14 protein-coding genes and 1 pseudogene are annotated in these 16,343 nt (G+C 57.7%); 6 read left to right on the top strand and 9 right to left on the bottom strand.

The window, feature by feature from the left end:
• Positions 1–5: 5 nt before the first annotated feature.
• From CDA56_RS16490 to CDA56_RS16465, 5 genes are all read right to left on the bottom strand, one after another.
• Positions 6–812 (bottom strand): ABC transporter permease, encoded by an 807-nt coding sequence (locus CDA56_RS16490; protein ID WP_014229233.1) that lies wholly within the window; start codon positions 810–812, stop codon positions 6–8.
• Positions 802–1,731 carry an ABC transporter permease gene (locus CDA56_RS16485; protein WP_042945096.1) on the bottom strand — a complete coding sequence of 310 codons (930 nt, stop codon included), beginning with the start codon at positions 1,729–1,731 and terminating at the stop codon, positions 802–804. The genes CDA56_RS16490 and CDA56_RS16485 overlap by 11 nt, the downstream gene beginning before the upstream one ends.
• 1 nt (position 1,732) lies before the next feature.
• Positions 1,733–2,743, bottom strand: a complete 1,011-nt coding sequence (locus CDA56_RS16480) for an ABC transporter ATP-binding protein (protein WP_047723840.1) — start codon at positions 2,741–2,743, stop codon at positions 1,733–1,735.
• Positions 2,744–2,762: 19 nt separating this feature from the next.
• Positions 2,763–3,908 carry a putative ABC transporter substrate-binding protein YdcS gene (gene ydcS, locus CDA56_RS16475; RefSeq protein ID WP_049079816.1) on the bottom strand — a complete coding sequence of 382 codons (1,146 nt, stop codon included), beginning with the start codon at positions 3,906–3,908 and terminating at the stop codon, positions 2,763–2,765.
• A 443-nt stretch (positions 3,909–4,351) separates the two neighbouring features.
• A complete protein-coding gene (locus CDA56_RS16465) occupies positions 4,352–5,764 on the bottom strand; it encodes an aminotransferase-like domain-containing protein (protein ID WP_004850592.1) in 1,413 nt (470 codons plus the stop codon).
• A gap of 784 nt (positions 5,765–6,548) precedes the next feature.
• On the opposite strand from CDA56_RS16465, the gene CDA56_RS16460 reads away from it, so the two are divergent.
• The 4 genes from CDA56_RS16460 (at position 6,549) to CDA56_RS16445 (ending at position 9,484) form a co-directional block, all read left to right on the top strand.
• Positions 6,549–7,946, top strand: a complete 1,398-nt coding sequence (locus tag CDA56_RS16460; RefSeq protein WP_014229228.1) for a cytochrome ubiquinol oxidase subunit I — start codon at positions 6,549–6,551, stop codon at positions 7,944–7,946.
• Entirely contained in the window at positions 7,946–8,956 is a 1,011-nt protein-coding gene (cydB, locus tag CDA56_RS16455; protein ID WP_004850589.1) for a cytochrome d ubiquinol oxidase subunit II, read from the top strand. Before CDA56_RS16460 ends, cydB begins: the two co-directional genes overlap by 1 nt.
• Positions 8,956–9,081 (top strand): DUF2474 domain-containing protein, encoded by a 126-nt coding sequence (locus tag CDA56_RS16450; RefSeq protein WP_004850587.1) that lies wholly within the window; start codon positions 8,956–8,958, stop codon positions 9,079–9,081. The genes cydB and CDA56_RS16450 overlap by 1 nt, the downstream gene beginning before the upstream one ends.
• 169 nt (positions 9,082–9,250) lie before the next feature.
• Positions 9,251–9,484, top strand: a complete 234-nt coding sequence (locus CDA56_RS16445; RefSeq protein WP_004850586.1) for a DUF2554 family protein — start codon at positions 9,251–9,253, stop codon at positions 9,482–9,484.
• Between the two features lie 11 nt (positions 9,485–9,495).
• Here the strand turns inward: CDA56_RS16445 and CDA56_RS16440 are convergent, their stop codons facing one another.
• Both CDA56_RS16440 and CDA56_RS16435 read right to left on the bottom strand, forming a co-directional pair.
• Positions 9,496–11,460, bottom strand: coding sequence for a peptidase U32 family protein (locus CDA56_RS16440; protein WP_103814230.1), 1,965 nt, complete (start codon positions 11,458–11,460; stop codon positions 9,496–9,498).
• 166 nt (positions 11,461–11,626) lie between these two features.
• Positions 11,627–12,239: pseudogene (locus CDA56_RS16435) on the bottom strand (helix-turn-helix domain-containing protein).
• 179 nt (positions 12,240–12,418) lie between these two features.
• On the opposite strand from CDA56_RS16435, the gene CDA56_RS16430 reads away from it, so the two are divergent.
• On the top strand, positions 12,419–13,585 hold the full coding sequence (locus CDA56_RS16430) for a benzoate/H(+) symporter BenE family transporter (protein ID WP_103814204.1): 1,167 nt from the start codon (positions 12,419–12,421) through the stop codon (positions 13,583–13,585).
• Here the strand turns inward: CDA56_RS16430 and CDA56_RS16425 are convergent.
• Entirely contained in the window at positions 13,565–14,431 is an 867-nt protein-coding gene (locus tag CDA56_RS16425) for an AraC family transcriptional regulator (protein ID WP_049084358.1), read from the bottom strand. The genes CDA56_RS16430 and CDA56_RS16425 overlap by 21 nt on opposite strands.
• Positions 14,432–14,613: 182 nt before the next feature.
• Between CDA56_RS16425 and CDA56_RS16420 the strand changes: the two genes are divergently transcribed.
• Complete coding sequence (locus CDA56_RS16420) at positions 14,614–15,531, top strand: DMT family transporter (RefSeq protein WP_048263595.1); 918 nt, start codon at positions 14,614–14,616, stop codon at positions 15,529–15,531.
• 75 nt (positions 15,532–15,606) lie between these two features.
• Here the strand turns inward: CDA56_RS16420 and CDA56_RS16415 are convergent, their stop codons facing one another.
• Positions 15,607–16,275 carry a DUF3313 domain-containing protein gene (locus CDA56_RS16415; RefSeq protein ID WP_025107899.1) on the bottom strand — a complete coding sequence of 223 codons (669 nt, stop codon included), beginning with the start codon at positions 16,273–16,275 and terminating at the stop codon, positions 15,607–15,609.
• Positions 16,276–16,343 lie beyond the last annotated feature (68 nt).

The following is a 16,343-nucleotide window of genomic DNA, read 5'->3' as shown; positions in this document are numbered from 1 at the left end:
ATATTTTACTTTCCGTTTTCAGCGCTGACGTCGCCGTCACGGGTGAGCCACCAGGCCCCCAGAATCGGCATCATCGTCACCAGCATCACCAGCAGCGCAACCACGTTGGTCACCGGGACATCGCGCGGGCGTCCGAGCTGATTGAGCAGCCAGAGCGGCAGCGTGCGCTCGTGCCCGGCGGTGAACGTGGTGACGATAATTTCATCAAACGACAGGGCAAACGCCAGCATGCCTCCCGCCAGCAGCGCCGAGCCCAAATTGGGCAACACCACATAGCGAAAGGTTTGCCAGCCCGTAGCGCCTAAGTCCATCGACGCCTCTACCAGGCTCCAGGAGGTCCGGCGAAAGCGGGCAATGACGTTGTTAAACACCACAACGACGCAGAACGTCGCATGCCCCACGACGATCGTCAGTAACCCGGGTTCCAGATTGACGGCCTTGAAGGCAGTGAGCAGCGCCAGTCCGGTGATGATGCCGGGCAGTGCTATCGGCAACAGCAGCAGTAGCGAGACGGCGTTCTTGCCAAAAAACGTGCTGCGCCATAGCGCACCTGCAGCCAGCGTGCCAAGTAGCAGAGCGATAGCGGTGGAGAGCGCGGCAATTTTAAGTGACAACGTCACGGAATCGATAATATCCCCGCGCCCCGCCGCCTCGCTAAACCAGCGCAGCGTCAACCCCTGTGGCGGAAAGCTGAAGGCGGCGTCTTCGGTATTAAACGCATAGAGCGCGATAATCAGCAGCGGGAAATGGAGAAAGATCACCCCTCCCCAGGTTGCCACTTTCAGGAGCAGCGGTGCGCGTTCAGAGTGCATCAAACGCTCCCAGACGTTTCACAAACGCCAGATAAAGGGCAATCAGCACGATGGGCACCAGGGTAAACGCCGCCGCCATGGGCATATTGCCAATCGCCCCCTGCTGGGAATAGACCATATTGCCGATAAAGAACCCCGGCGGCCCCACCAGCTGCGGCACGATAAAATCGCCGAGCGTCAGGGAGAAGGTAAAAATCGAGCCTGCGGCAATGCCGGGAATCGCCAGCGGCAGCACCACGTAGCGGAAGGTCTGGCGCGGACGAGCGCCCAGATCGGCGGAGGCCTGAAGCAATGATGGCGGCAGGCGTTCCAGCGCGGCCTGCACCGGCAGGATCATAAACGGCAGCCAGATATAGACGAACACCAGGAAGCGCCCCAGTCCGGACGTCGATAACGTATTGCCGCCGACCGCCGGGATCGTCAGCACCATGCTCAGTACGCTTTCCAGGCCAAGATGGCGCAGGAACCACTGCGCAACGCCATCTTTCGCCAACAGCAGCGTCCATGCATAGGCTTTGACGATATAGCTTGCCCACATCGGCAGCATCACGGCGATGTAGAAAAATGCCTTCATCTTGCCCCGGGTATAGCGGGCCATGTACCAGGCCATAGGCAAGGCCAGAATCGCGCTGGCGACGGTCACCGACAGCGCCATCGTCAGGGTACGGATAATGATGTCGTAGTTCGCCGGGTTAAACAGCGCCTGCAGATTGGCCAGCGTCAGGTCGTGAGTGACCGACATGGTGAAATCGTCGAAGGTGTAAAAGCTTTGCCACAGCAGAGTCAGCAACGATCCCAGATAGACAATGCCAAACCACATGAGCGGGCCAAGCAGAAGCAAAAACAGGGCCAGAGAGGGTTTACGCCAGAACAGCGCGGATACGCGCCCGGTGGTGGCGGACGGAATCGCCATCGTCATATCAGCCTCCGCTCTCCAGCGGCACCATCGCCGCTCGCGACCACGAAGCCAGCACCGTTTGCCCTACCGGCGGCGCGTTTAGCGCGGCATGACCATCACTATTCGCCTGGCTCACCAACAGCTTCTCGCCGTTCGCCAGCTTGAGTTCGACGCGGGTCGCGGCCCCCTGATACTGCACCGCCTGCACAACGCCCTCCGTCTGGATCTCCCCGGCAACGTTCAGCCGGATATGTTCCGGGCGCAGCGACCACGTTCCCGCCATCGCGCACAGCTTGTGCGCCTGCTCGCTGGTGAATACGTTGGCGGTGCCGACAAAGCCGGCCACAAACGCCGTTTTAGGCCGCAAATAGAGGTCCTGGGGCGCATCAACCTGTTCGATTCGCCCATTATTAAACACCGCCACGCGATCGGACATCGACAGGGCTTCGCCCTGATCGTGGGTCACAAAAATAAAGGTAATGCCCAGCGCCTGCTGCAGTTTCTTCAGCTCCAGCTGCATCTGTTCACGCAGTTTTAAATCCAGCGCCCCGAGCGGCTCATCCAGCAGCAGGACGCGCGGCTGATTCACCAGCGCGCGGGCGATCGCCACCCGCTGGCGCTGGCCGCCGGAAAGCTGCGATGGCCTGCGCGCGTGGACAAACGCGAGCGCGACCTTCTCCAGCGCCTCCAGCGCGCGGGCATGCCGCGCTTTCTTACCGACGCCTTTGACCATCAGCCCGTAGGCGACATTATCGAGGACCGACATATGAGGAAACAGCGCGTAATCCTGGAACACCGTATTCACGTCGCGCTGCCACGGCGGCAGTTCGCTGGCCGCTTTACCAAAAATGCGAATGGCGCCGCCCGAAAGCTGTTCAAACCCGGCAATCAGGCGCAGGCAGGTGGTTTTGCCGGAGCCGGAGGGCCCCAGCATGGAGAAAAATTCGCCATCGCGAATGGCGATGCTGACGCCGTCCACCGCCCGCACGTCGCCGTACAGCCGCGAAACATTATCGAACTCTACCGCGTGCATGTTCTTCGCCTCCGGCGACTTAACGACCGCCCATAATCGCAATGTAATCCTGGGTCCAGCGGCTATAGGGAACAAATTTCCCGCCTTCCGCTACCGGCGTTTTCCAGAACGCGATTTTGGCAAATTCGTTGTAACCATTGGTCTCGCAGCCTTTGTCCCCCAGCAGCGCGCTGGCTTTGCACCCCTCGGGTACCACCGGTAGCGAACCAAACCAGGCCGCGACATCCCCCTGCACTTTCGGCGTCAGCGACCAGTTCATCCATTTATAGGCGCAGACCGGGTGTTTCGCGTCGCTATGCAGCATGGTGGTATCCGCCCAGCCGGTGACGCCCTCTTTCGGGAAAACGGTCGCAATCGGCTGACCTTCCGCCTTCAGACCGTTGGCCTGATAGGGCCAGGCGCTGGAGGCCACAACGCCTTCGTTTTTAAAATCGCTCATCTGTACGGTGGTATCGTGCCAGTAGCGATGAATCAGGGCGTGCTGATCGCGCAGCACCTTGAGTACCGCCTGATATTGCGCTTCGGTAAGCTGATAGGGGTCACTGATACCCAGCTGCGGCTGGGTGGCTTTGACGAACAGCGCGGCATCGGCAATATAAATCGGCCCGTCATAGGCCTGCACGCGGCCCAGGTTGGTTTTACCATCCGGCAGGTTTTGTTTGACGAACACCACGCTCCAGCTGTCCGGCGGCGTCGGGAAGGTTTTCGTGTTGTACATTAGCAGGTTCGGCCCCCACTGGTAGGGAGTGCCGTAAACCTTACCGTTGACGTTGAACCACGCGCCTTTTTCCACGCGCGGGTCGAGGGACTTCCAGTTAGCGATCAGCGCGGTGTCAATCGGCTGCACGCGCTTGCCCATAATCAGGCGCAGCGAGGCGTCGCCGGACGCGGTGACCAGGTCATAACCGCCTTTCGCCATCAGGCTGACCATCTCGTCGGACGTGGCGGCGGTTTTGACGTTGACCTGACAGCCGGATTCTTTTTCAAACTGGGTTACCCAGTCGTAGCTTTTATCGGTCTGTCCCCGTTCGATATATCCCGGCCAGGCGATAATATCGAGACGGCCTTCGCCTTTATCGAGAGATGTCGGCGGCTCGGCGGCCTGCGCCGTCAGGCAAACCATACCCAGCACGCAAAGGCTGCCACGGGCAATTTTTTTGCTCATCGGGTCTTACTCCTGTCACAAGAAAATGAGCGGCAGCCATGCCGTAAAAATATCTCCCTTAATAACAGTAGACGGCACGCTATGGCCTCCCGGGGAAATTTATTCAGGTTGTGACAAGGGGCGCATTACGCACAAAACGTGCGACACGGGCTGACTTTGCGGATTATAGACAAGCGGTTAGCGAGTTAATATGACTATGCAAATTTCATATGGTTTACCGCGAAACAATAATAACGGGCATGATATTCAGCCTGCGTCAGCGGCATATTTTTAAGGAAAGTGATAACCGCTGGATATAAACAAAACCCCGGATAAATGAAAAAACCGTTTTCTCTGCCGCCGCGGTTTTTTGCCGGGTGGCGGCCGGACCGGTCAGGGATATTCTGCGCTTGCCCGGGCGCCAATAAACTTCCCCTGCCCGGGCAAGCGGACCGCCATCCCAGCTACGCCAGCATCTCGCGAATCAGTTCGCCCAGCCGCTTAACCCCCTGCTCCTCTCTTTCGCCCCAGCCCCACGCGGTATTAAAGCGAAAAAATGCGGTCCAGCTAGCGGAGGTGGAGAACATTTTCCCCGGCGCAATGCTGATATTATACGCCAGCGCGCGGGCGCTCAGCTCCCCCGCGTCGCTCCCGGCGGGGAGCTCAAGCCAGAGAAAATAGCCGCTGTCGCTATGATGGATTTTCACCTCTGCGGGCAGATGGCGCAGCAGCGCCTGCCAGGCCAGCTGCTTGCGCTCGGCAAGCTGGCGGCGCAAACGCCGCAAATGGGCGTCATAGCGCTTGGTCGAGAGGTAATCCACCAGCGCCAACTGCATGGGTGAACTGGTTGAGAGCGTGCTCATCAGCTGTAGCTGCTGAATGCGTCGGGCGTGCCTGCCCGCCGCCACCCAGCCAATGCGGAACCCGGGGACCAGGCACTTGGAAAAAGAGCTGCAGTGCAGCGTCATATCGTCGCGATCCCAGTACTTTGCCGGCAGCGGTTTCTCGCGGCCGAAATAGAGCTCGCTGTAGACATCATCTTCAATCAGCATCACCTTGTAGCGCGCCAGCAGCGCGACCAGCTGCGTTTTTTTCTCCGCGCTGAGGGTAAAGCCGAGCGGGTTTTGCCCGTTGGTCATCAGCCAGCAGGCTTTAACCGGGTAATTCTGCAACGCCTGCTCCAGCGCGTCGAGGTCAATGCCCTCTTTGACATCGGTCGCCACCGACAGCGCCTTCAGGCGCAGCCTCTCCAGCGCCTGCAGCGCCCCGTAGAAGCAGGGGTTTTCCACAACGACCCAATCGCCCGGTTCAGTAACGGCCTGCAGGCTAAGGTTCAACGCCTCCAGCGCTCCGGCGGTGATGACGATTTCATCCGGCGAGATATTCATTCCCTGCAGCGCGTAGCGGCGGGCAATGGCATGGCGGAGTTCATCATTCCCCGGCGGCAGGTTTTCAATCACGCTCATGGCGGTGGCGGTTTTGCTGACCTGCGCCAGAGAGCGGTTAAGCTGCGGCAGCGGAAACAGGCGCGGATCGGGAAAAGCGGAGGCAAAGGGCAGCATGGACGCCTGACGGCTGGCCTGCAGCACCTCGAAGATGTAGGTATTGATATCAACGGACTCATCGCGCGTCACCTGGGCGGGCGGCTCAGGCTGGCGCTGTTTGATCGGCTGCGGCGCGACATAATAGCCGGACTGCGGGCGGGCAATGATCCGGCCCTGGCTTTCCAGCAGCTGGTAGGCGTGGCTGACGGTCATGAAACTCATCCCGCTGCTGACCACCTGTTCCCGCAGTGAGGGCAGCCGGTCGCCGGGTAACCACACCCCAAGGCCAATCTGTTCGGTAATCTGCTGCGCCAGCTGCTGGTACTTTTTCATATAACAATCCGCAAGAAAATGTCAGCACAATTGTATATCAGTTTATAAAATAGGCCAGTATTTATATACTGACCTATTTACAAAGATTGGCATTGGCGATAGCACGAATTACTTACAGCTAAGCCATTCGTTTATTGCTCATATATCCACCTGATGCAGAATAAACTCAGGTGATTAAACGATAAGCTATTATTTAAAATAGCATAACCATCCCACTAACAACCAGTATCCAGAAAAAAGTCATAATTAACAAAACAGTACATAAGCTACGAAGTCCATTAGTCGACACAATCACATCCTCTGTAAAATATAATCAATAAATACACTATCCAATAACAACCCATAAAATTACGGGTATGTATTAAACATATCCTTAACTCAGCGCTCAAATCAGGCTGAGTTAAAATCCCAGATTAAAACCCACAGCATACGAAACCAGCGTTAATGAAGGCATACGTGCGTGCAGTAAAAACAATCAATTATTTTATTGTAGGATTGATACACAATTTATGAATTATTCAGCACATCTATATTTATAATAGATATATAAATATTGCTTACCCAAAGGAACGTTTAAATGCTGACTTGCAGCCCTAACGTCTAATTAAAATAACTTACTATCCGCGGGTGTGAAATAGCTTGATTTTAGAAAAAAGGATTTATCACAAGATAACCGAAACTCAAATCCATAACTGTTATAGATAAAAACAGGGTTTCTGTTCCTGCTAACCGCCATGGTGGAGGCCTAGAATTGCGCTGAATCAATTTTATTGCGGAGTTCTGCATGTTCGGTCTTGATGCATTCCACCTGGCGCGGATCCAGTTCGCCTTCACCGTGTCATTTCATATCATCTTCCCCGCCATCACCATCGGGTTAGCCAGCTACCTGGCGGTTCTCGAAGGCTTATGGTTAAAAACGAAAAACCCGACCTGGCGCTCGCTCTACCACTTCTGGTCGAAAATTTTCGCCGTCAACTTCGGCATGGGAGTGGTCTCAGGTCTGGTCATGGCCTACCAGTTTGGTACCAACTGGAGCGGATTCTCCGAGTTTGCCGGGAGCATAACCGGCCCGCTGCTGACCTACGAAGTTCTGACCGCCTTCTTCCTTGAAGCCGGATTCCTCGGCGTCATGCTGTTCGGCTGGAACCGCGTCGGGCCGGGCCTGCACTTCTTCGCCACCTGCATGGTGGCGCTGGGGACGATAATCTCCACCTTCTGGATCCTCGCGTCCAATAGCTGGATGCAAACGCCGCAGGGGTTTGAGATCGTCAATGGCCAGGTAGTGCCGGTGGACTGGTTCGCGGTTATCTTTAACCCGTCGTTTCCCTACCGTCTGCTGCATATGTCGGTGGCGGCCTTTCTCAGCAGCGCGCTGTTTGTCGGCGCATCGGCAGCCTGGCACCTGCTGCGCGGCAACAACACGCCCGCCGTTCGCGCGATGTTCTCCATGGCCTTGTGGATGACGCTGATTGTCGCCCCGGTTCAGGCCATGATTGGCGATATGCACGGGTTGAATACGCTCAAGCACCAGCCGGCGAAAATCGCCGCTATCGAGGGTCACTGGGAGAATATCCCCGGAGAACCCACGCCGCTGCTGCTGTTCGGCTGGCCGGATATGCAGCAGGAACGGACGCGCTATGGTCTGGAAATCCCGGCCCTCGGCAGCCTGATCCTCACCCACAGCCTGGATAAACAGGTTCCCGCGCTGAAAGAGTTCGCGGCGGAAGATCGCCCTAACGCCACCATCGTGTTCTGGTCCTTCCGTCTGATGGCCGGCCTCGGCATGCTGATGATCCTGCTCGGCGCGCTGGCCCTGTGGCTGCGCTATCGCGGTCGCCTCTATCACTCCCGACCCTTTTTACGCTTTGCGCTATGGATGGGGCCATCGGGGCTTATCGCTATCCTCGCGGGCTGGGTGACCACCGAGGTGGGCCGCCAGCCGTGGGTCGTCTACGGCGTACAGCGTACCGCAGATGCCGTCTCCGCTCACGGCGACCTGCATATGTCCATCAGTCTGCTGACGTTTATCGTCGTCTACGCTTCGGTATTCGGCGTCGGTTATAGCTATATGCTGCGTCTGATTCGCAAAGGGCCGCAGGACGCTCAGCCGCCTGGCGCCGGTACGCCTGCCCGCCCGCTTTCCGCCGCAACGGACCATGTACAGCAGAAGGAGTCCTGGTAATGGGTATCGATTTATCGGTTATTTGGTTTGTCATCATCGTCTTCGCCACCCTGATGTATATCGTGATGGACGGCTTCGACCTGGGCATTGGCATTTTATTCAGTACCACGCGGGACGCGGCGGATCGCGACGTCATGGTGAACAGCGTCGCGCCGGTCTGGGATGGCAACGAGACCTGGCTGGTGCTCGGCGGCGCGGGCCTGTTTGGCGCTTTTCCGCTGGCCTATGCGGTAATTATCGACGCGCTGGCGATCCCCCTTACCCTGATGCTGATCGGGCTTATTTTCCGCGGCGTCGCTTTTGAATTCCGCTTTAACGCGACGCCATCGCACCGCCCGTTCTGGGATCGCGCCTTTATGGGCGGTTCGATTCTGGCCACCTTCACCCAGGGGATGGTCGTCGGCGCGGTGATCAACGGCTTCGCGGTCAGCGGCCGCAGCTTCAGCGGCGGGATGTTTGACTGGTTTACGCCGTTTACCCTGTTCTGCGGCCTGGGACTGTGCATTGCGTATGCGCTGCTGGGCGCCAGCTGGCTGGTGATGAAGAGCGAGAATGCGCTCCACCGCAATATGCGCGTGACCGCGCGCGGTTTGCTGCTGGCGCTGCTGGCGGTAATTGTCGCCATCAGCATCTGGACCCCGCTGGCGCAGACGGCCATCGCCGAGCGCTGGTTTAGCTTGCCAAATCTCTTCTTCCTGCTGCCGGTACCGCTGCTGGTCGCGGCGATAAGCGCCTGGCTGTGGCGAGCGCTGCGCAACAGCGCCAGCCACCTGCTGCCGTTTGTCCTCACGCTGGGTCTGATCTTTCTCGGCTTTAGCGGGCTGGGAATCAGTATCTGGCCGTATATTATTCCACCGGGCATCACCCTCTGGCAGGCCGCCGCGCCGCCGCAAAGCCAGGGCTTTATGCTGGTTGGCGCGCTGCTTATTCTGCCGGTGATCCTCGGCTACACCTTCTGGAGCTACTACGTTTTTCGCGGCAAAGTTCAACACGGCGAGGGGTATCACTGATGCAACGAGTATGGCTTAAGCGCACGTTATGGATGGTGGTCCTGTGGGGAGGCAGCGTGCTGGCGCTGGCGGCGGTAAGCATGGGATTTCGGCTGCTGATGACGGCCGCCGGGCTGAAGGCCTGATCCGCCCGTCACGTAATGTTATTCGGCCCGATGGCGACACCATCGGGCTTTTTTTCGCCATCCGTCAGGCGATGCTGACAAAGGCTTTTCGCTTCTTTGCCAACCGACGTAATAATCTCACCCAGCCCCTGGCATAGTAGCCCCATTCGCCGATAGCATGGAAAAAGAGATGTTCAGAAGAAGCGTTTCAACATTACTGCTGGCGTGCGCCCTGTTTTCCGGGCACGTGCTGGCCCGCCAGCACGGACACGATTTCTTCCCGGTACAGAGTCTCGAACAGCAGTTACAGCACGAAGCCGATAGCGACGAGCTGCGCAGCCAGGCGGAAGACGCCGCCTCCGACCTGCGCGAGCAGCACCACTGGCAGAATGCGCGGAAACCAAAAATGCATCACTACCAGTAGCGATTTCGTTATCAGGCGCCCTTGCGTTTCGGCAGGGTTTTCATCAGCTCATCGGGACTCACGGACGCCACGATGCTGCCCGGCAGCGGCATTTTCAGGATATGGTTTTTTATCTTACCGACCACGTGCATTTCGCATGGGCGGCAGTCAAACTTCAGCGTCAGCACTTCATCGCCGTGGATCAGCTGCATTGGCGTCGCTTTCCAGCTTTTAATCGAACCTTTGGCCTGTTTCGGACACAGGTTGAAGGCAAAGCGCAGGCAGTGCTTGGTAATCATGACCGGCACGTCGCCCTTCTCTTCATGAGCTTCATAGGCGGCGTCGATCAGCTGAACGCCGTAACGTTGATAAAACTCGCGCGCTTTGTGGTTGTAGACGTTAGCCAGAAACGACAGATGCGTTTCCGGATAGACCGGCGGCGGCACCGAAACCGGCTTGCGGCTGCCGCGCACCACGGCCTTCAGACGCGCATCATCAAGCATTTCCGCCGTTTCACGGCGCAGCTGGTTCAGCAGACTGTTTGGCACGAACAGTGCGCCGGGCAGGTTAATCTCAACGTTGCGCGAATAGTAAAGGGTCTGGCCGAGCTTCGCCACGCCATCGCGCAGGTTCGCCAGCGCTTTCTCCGCCTGGGTCGCCTCGGCAAACTCGCCGTCCAGCGTGTGGGTGACGCTCACGCCCTCTTCGCTGGTCATCGTCAGGACCAGCTGCTCCTGCCAGCCGCTCAGTTCGATATCGACGGCGATGCGGCGCTCGCTGGAGGTTTTCAGCAGCGCCTGCTGCCAGTTATGATCGAGGTTGCGGTTTAACGGCTGATGCGGACGCACTTTGTGTAAATCCGCGGGCATCTCGTTCGGCCATACGTGATAGCGGTTTTCGCCGGTTTTCTCCACCGTGTTGGCGCGAAAGCCGACGATTTCACGTTTGATCATCACGTTCAGGCCGTCGCCGTTGGTCAGCGTTTCGCTCACCTCAACGTCGAGAAAATCTTTACCGACTTTCAGGACTTCCCCCACCGGCAGACCAATAAACTTCGGCGAGTCAAACGCGCCAATATCGCCTTTGCGCGCGTTGACAAAATAGTCGGTGCTGCCGCGATGGAAGGTCTTATCCGTTGACGGAACAAAGAAGTGTTCGGTACGCCCCGCCGAGGCGCGGGCCAGGTCGCCGCGATCGTCAATGATGGCGTCGAGCATCTGGCGATAGTGCGCGGTGATGTTCTTCACATAGCTCATATCTTTGTAGCGGCCTTCAATCTTGAAGGAACGTACCCCGGCATCGATCAGCGCGGCCAGGTTGGCGGTCTGATCGTTGTCTTTCATCGACAGCAGGTGCTTTTCATACGCCACCACGCGGCCCTGGTCATCTTTCAGGGTATAGGGCAGACGGCAGGCCTGCGAGCAGTCGCCGCGGTTGGCGCTGCGCCCGGTCTGAGCATGGGAAATATTGCACTGGCCGGAATAGGCCACGCACAGCGCGCCGTGGATGAAGAACTCAATGGTCGCGTCGGTGTTATCGTAAATCGCTTTGATCTGCTGAAGATTCAGCTCGCGGGCGAGCACGATTTGGCTGAAGCCGACGTCGGAGAGAAATTTCGCTTTCTCAACGCTGCGGATATCGCACTGGGTGCTGGCGTGCAGCTCAATCGGCGGAATATCCAGCTCCATGACCCCCATATCCTGGACAATCAGCGCGTCCACGCCGGTTTCATACAGGTCGGTTATCAGGCGCTGCGCCGGCTCCAGCTCATCATCATGAAGAATGGTGTTCAGGGTCACGAACACTTTCGCGCCGTAGCGATGGGCAAACGGTACCAGACCGGCGATATCGCTCAGGCTGTTGCTGGCGTTGTGGCGCGCGCCAAAGCCCGGCCCGCCGATGTAGACCGCATCCGCGCCGTGTAAAATCGCTTCACGGGCGATCCCGGCATCGCGGGCAGGACTCAGTAGTTCAAGATGATGGTTTTGCAGGCGCATACGCTCGTCGTTATCCATTATAGGGGGTCGAAATGGCGGCTATTGTAGTCAGAACCTGGCGCAGACCAAAACATTTTCCATCGCCGCCGCGGAAGGAATTTTCAGTTTTTAGCAAAGCATTGAAGGAAAAGATATTTCCCAGAAAAAGTGCCTGAGGATAGAGTCATCACGTATTCCGGATTTTCCTCGTCACGTTGTGATTTGTTGTCTCAGTCATTTGCCTGGCCGCGAGTTTACTCGCGGCTTTTTTATTTCGGGTAGTGGATCAGCGAATGAAAATGGGCAGTCTGCCCACCGCTATTGCGATAGGCGTGCGCTAAATCGCCGGCGAAACGCCGCCCTTCCCCTGGCTGCAGCGATTGCCAGCTGTCCTGCAGGCAAAGATCCAGCACGCCGCTAATCACCACCACATGTTCGATAACCCCTTGCTCATGCGGCGTTGACTCACTCAGCGCGCCCGGGGCCAGGGTGATGGAGAAGTGATCGAAGCGCAGCACCGGGTCCCAAGGGAATAGCGGCGTGACCACCATGGCCTGCTGCTGGGGATCAAATGCCGTCGGTTCACCGGCCTCATCGGCAACGATAAAGGCGGAAAACGGCACGTTAAGCCCGGTGGCGATTTTCCATAACGTCGCTACCGTCGGGCTGGATTCGTTGCGTTCAATCTGGCCCAGCATGGCCTTCGACACGCCGGTCTCTTCCGCCAGGCGCGACAGGCTCCAGCCGCGCTGCTGGCGCAGCGTTTTTAACGTTGCCGACAGGTGTTGCGCAATATCCATTCAACCTCCCAATAATATCTGAAGGAATTATACGCACATTCACCTGATTCGACAGAGAATTGACGTATAGCGCTCGCCCGGGCTCCGCTATCCGGGTCTGGCGTTGCCGAAAAGCCAGTTGTGCGTTATAACGCACAATGCTACATTATACCGACCGTTATAACGCACAAGGCATTCCCATGCGCTCTTTCACTCTCCCTTTTCCGAGTCTGCTCGCCGGCTTCGTCGCCGTGCTGGTCGGCTATGCCAGCTCTGCCGCCATTATCTGGCAGGCAGCGGCGGCGGCAGGCGCCGATGCTGCGCAAATCGCCGGCTGGATGACCGCCTTAGGTCTGGGAATGGGCATCAGCACCCTGGCCCTCACCGTATGGCGAAAGGTGCCCATCCTGACGGCCTGGTCAACGCCCGGCGCGGCGCTGCTGGTCAGCGGCCTGCAGGGGGTCACGCTCTCCCAGGCGGTTGGCGTCTTTATTTTTGCCAACGCCTTAATCGTGCTTTGCGGCATCACCGGCATATTTGCCCGGCTCATGAAGATTATTCCCCATTCGCTGGCGGCGGCGATGCTGGCCGGCATATTGCTGCGCTTTGGCATGCAGGCTTTCGCCAGCCTGCAGGCTAATCTGCTGTTATGCGGCAGTATGTTAGCCGTATGGTTACTGTGCAAAGCCTGGCTTCCCCGCTTCGCGGTTGTCGCCGCTCTGCTGACAGGAAGCGCGGTGGCCGGATTGAGCGGAGAAATGACAATGTCACAAATAAGTTTCAGCATTGTCGCCCCTTCCTGGATCGCCCCTGAATTTACGCCAGCGCTGTTGATCAGCGTCGGTATACCGTTTTTCCTCGTCACCATGGCGTCGCAAAATGCCCCCGGCTTCGCCACCCTCCAGGCCTCAGGCTATCGGGTCCCCGCTTCAACGCTTATTGTCGCCACCGGCGGCCTGGCGCTGCTGCTGTCGCCTTTCGGGGTCTACTCGATCTGCATCGCCGCCATTACGGCCGCGATTTGCCAGAGCCCGGAAGCCCATCCGGACCCGCAAAAACGCTGGCTCGCGGCGGCGGCGGCGGGCGTTTTTTATCTGCTGGCGGGGATATTTGGCGGCTCAATCACCTCGTTGATGTCGGCGCTGCCGATAGCGTGGGTCCAGATGCTTGCCGGGCTGGCGCTGCTCGGTACCATCGGCGGCAGCCTGTTTCAGGCATTGAATAATGAGAGTGAGCGCGATGCGGCGGTAGTAACGTTTCTGGTCACCGCCAGCGGCGTGACGCTGGCCGGTATCGGCTCAGCGTTTTGGGGGCTGGTTCTCGGCGGCGTCAGCTACGTTTTGCTGTCAACGCTGCGCCGCGCGTAGCTGCGAGGGCGTCATGCCGGTGGCGCTTTTCACCCGGTTGCTGAAGTGGCTGGCGCTGCTAAAACCGCAGGCCATGGCGATATCGGTTAACGGCAGCCGACTCTGGCTAATCAGCGACTGCGCTTTAACCATCCGGCGCTGCATAACGTACTGATGCGGCGCCATCTTCATCGACTGGCGAAACATCCGCGCAAAATGGTATTCGCTTAACGCCGCTTCCTGCGCCAGATCGGCAAGAGTGAGCGGCTGGTCGAGGTTCTCCTCAATCCATGCCAGCAGATTGCGCAAGACGTGCGGCGCCAGCCCGCCGGTCACCGTCGGTAAACGCCACTGAACGTTCGAATAGTGCTGAATCAGGTGAGTGAGCAGCAGCGTGCTGGCCGAACTCAACGTTAGCTGATTCGCCTGCTGCTGCCAGTCGTTGTCGAGGAGAAACTGGCGGTAGACGGCGGTGATTTTGTCATCGCTGGAAAACGTTTTCTCCTGCAGCGTGAACGAGGCCGGGCTGCGGTCCCAAATCTGCTCGCCTACCCGGCGCAGGTGCTCATCGGTGCAGTAAAGATGCACAAAAGAGAGATCGCCGCGGATATCCCAGGTGCTCTCATCGCCTTTCGGCATCAGGCAAAAACGATCCGGCCCGCCGCCGTTTTTCCAGCCGTGGGGCGTTTTTTGGTAGCTTTCGTAGCCATCGGCAATATAGAGGCTCAGGGTATGGTGGTCACTTTGTACCGTGATGGTATCAAGATTGTTATACCACGCCGCCAGCTGAATACCGGAGTTGAGGTTCACCGTCCCCCGCAGCACGGCATTTTTTTGACGCAATGTTTCGAAAGTCCCGTAAGCCATAGCCTTCACAGTTCAGATTCCGCAGATCGCTAGTCTAAGAAGAGTCGCCGGCAGATACCAGCATTCCCCCGCCGCTAATGAAAAATAAGCGCAAGAATTTGCAAGTCGGCGACAAGCTGATGACAGCGCCGAATTCGCCCGGGCCGCACAATGACCGGTACAACACTCACAGGAGAGACATTTTGAACGCATTACTCTACGGGTTGGTCGTGGTTATCTGGGGCACCACCTGGATTGCTATCTTTTTGCAGCAGGGGCCGGTTGCCGCGCCGGTGTCTATTTTCTGGCGCTTCGCCGTCGCCAGCGTCGCGATGTTGACCATTCTGCTGGTTACCCGCCGCCTGCGCCCGCTGGCCGCGCGCGACCATCTCTTTTGCCTGCTACAGGGCTGCTGCGTTTTCTGCTTTAATTTCTGGTGTTTCTATACCGCCGCCGCGTATATCAATACCGGGCTGGAGTCGGTGATCTTCTCCATGGCGGTGTTGTTTAACGCCATCAATAGCTTTCTCTTCTATCGCCAGCAGCCTCCGGGCCGATTCTGGCTGGCCGCCGCGCTGGGGCTGGCGGGGATCGTGACGCTATTCTGGGATGATTTATGGGCCAGCGGCCTGAACGCCTCGCTCCTGCTGGGTATTGCCCTCAGCGCATTGGGCACCTATGGGTTTTCGCTCGGCAATATGCTCAGCATCCGCCACCAGCGCCGCGGTCTGGAGACGTTGACCACCAACAGCTGGGCCATGCTTTACGGCACCCTGGTCATGGGCGCGATCGCGCTGGTTCGCGGTGATAATTTCGCGCCGCAGTGGACCCTCAGCTATATGGGCGCGCTACTGTATCTCGCCGTGTTTGGCTCGGTGATTGCTTTTGGCGCCTATTTTACGCTGGTGGGGCGAATCGGCGCGGGTAAAGCGGCATACAGCACCCTGCTGTTTCCACTCGTCGCGCTGACCATTTCGACTTTTTATGAAGGTTACGTCTGGCACAGTAGCGCCGTGGCCGGACTGGCGCTGATCCTGGTCGGAAATCTGGTGATGTTCGCTCGCCCGGAGCAGTGGCTGCTGCGGCGCAGGCTGGCCTGGGTTCGCACGGATCGCTGCTGACGCTCGCGCTGCCGTCGAGGAGAAATGAAAAAGGCGCTATCAACCACTAGCGCCTTTATTCACGGCTACGCCTGATTAACGGTTATTGGGGTCGAATTTCACCGCGTCAATCGCCATATCATCAATGACCTGCTTCAGGGTTTCGACGGTGAGCGGCGTATTTTCGTTGGACAGGTTTTTACCTTCGCCCTTACGGACCACTTTGATAACCGGCTTTTTGGTCGCCGCATCAATCAGCTCCCCTTCAAAAAACAGGTTGGTGTCCATGGTACGGTGGCCCGTTGCCGCCTGCGTACCGGCAATAATCATCGCCACCGGAATCACTTCGTAGAACTGCAGCCCTTCTTTGCTGGAATCCACGCCGGTGATGGCGCCGCGGAAGATCAGGCTGCGCTTGCCCGGGGTGGTTGCCAGCGGTTTACGCTCGGAAATAGCCTGTTTCATCTCTTTATTGGTGTAATTCAGGATATCCCTGAGCGCCTTCTCGCCCACCTGGGTGGTGGGTTTTGGTACCGGGTAATAGGTGATCGGGTTATAGACGATATTGTCATAGTTGCTCGGATTGTAATCCGGCGAAATCCAGCGCAGTTCCGGTTTGCCGGACGCCGAGGTGGTTTCTTTTAAGTTAGAGTAATCTTTTAAAAATCCCGAATATTGTTCCGGCTGAGCGATTTTGGATGAGCAGCCGGCCAATGCTAACAGGCCAGCAAGCGCGGCGACTTTAAAAAATAACGGAGTACGCATATAGGTTAATCCCTGTGAATACCATTTATCGGCAAGAGTTATAGCAAATAACAGGGGTAAGTTTTGTG

Origin of the sequence: Klebsiella michiganensis (assembly GCF_002925905.1) — a bacterium.
GTDB lineage: Bacteria > Pseudomonadota > Gammaproteobacteria > Enterobacterales > Enterobacteriaceae > Klebsiella > Klebsiella michiganensis.
Note: the sequence above shows the minus strand (reverse complement) of the source record. Positions and strands in the feature narration are given on the sequence as shown.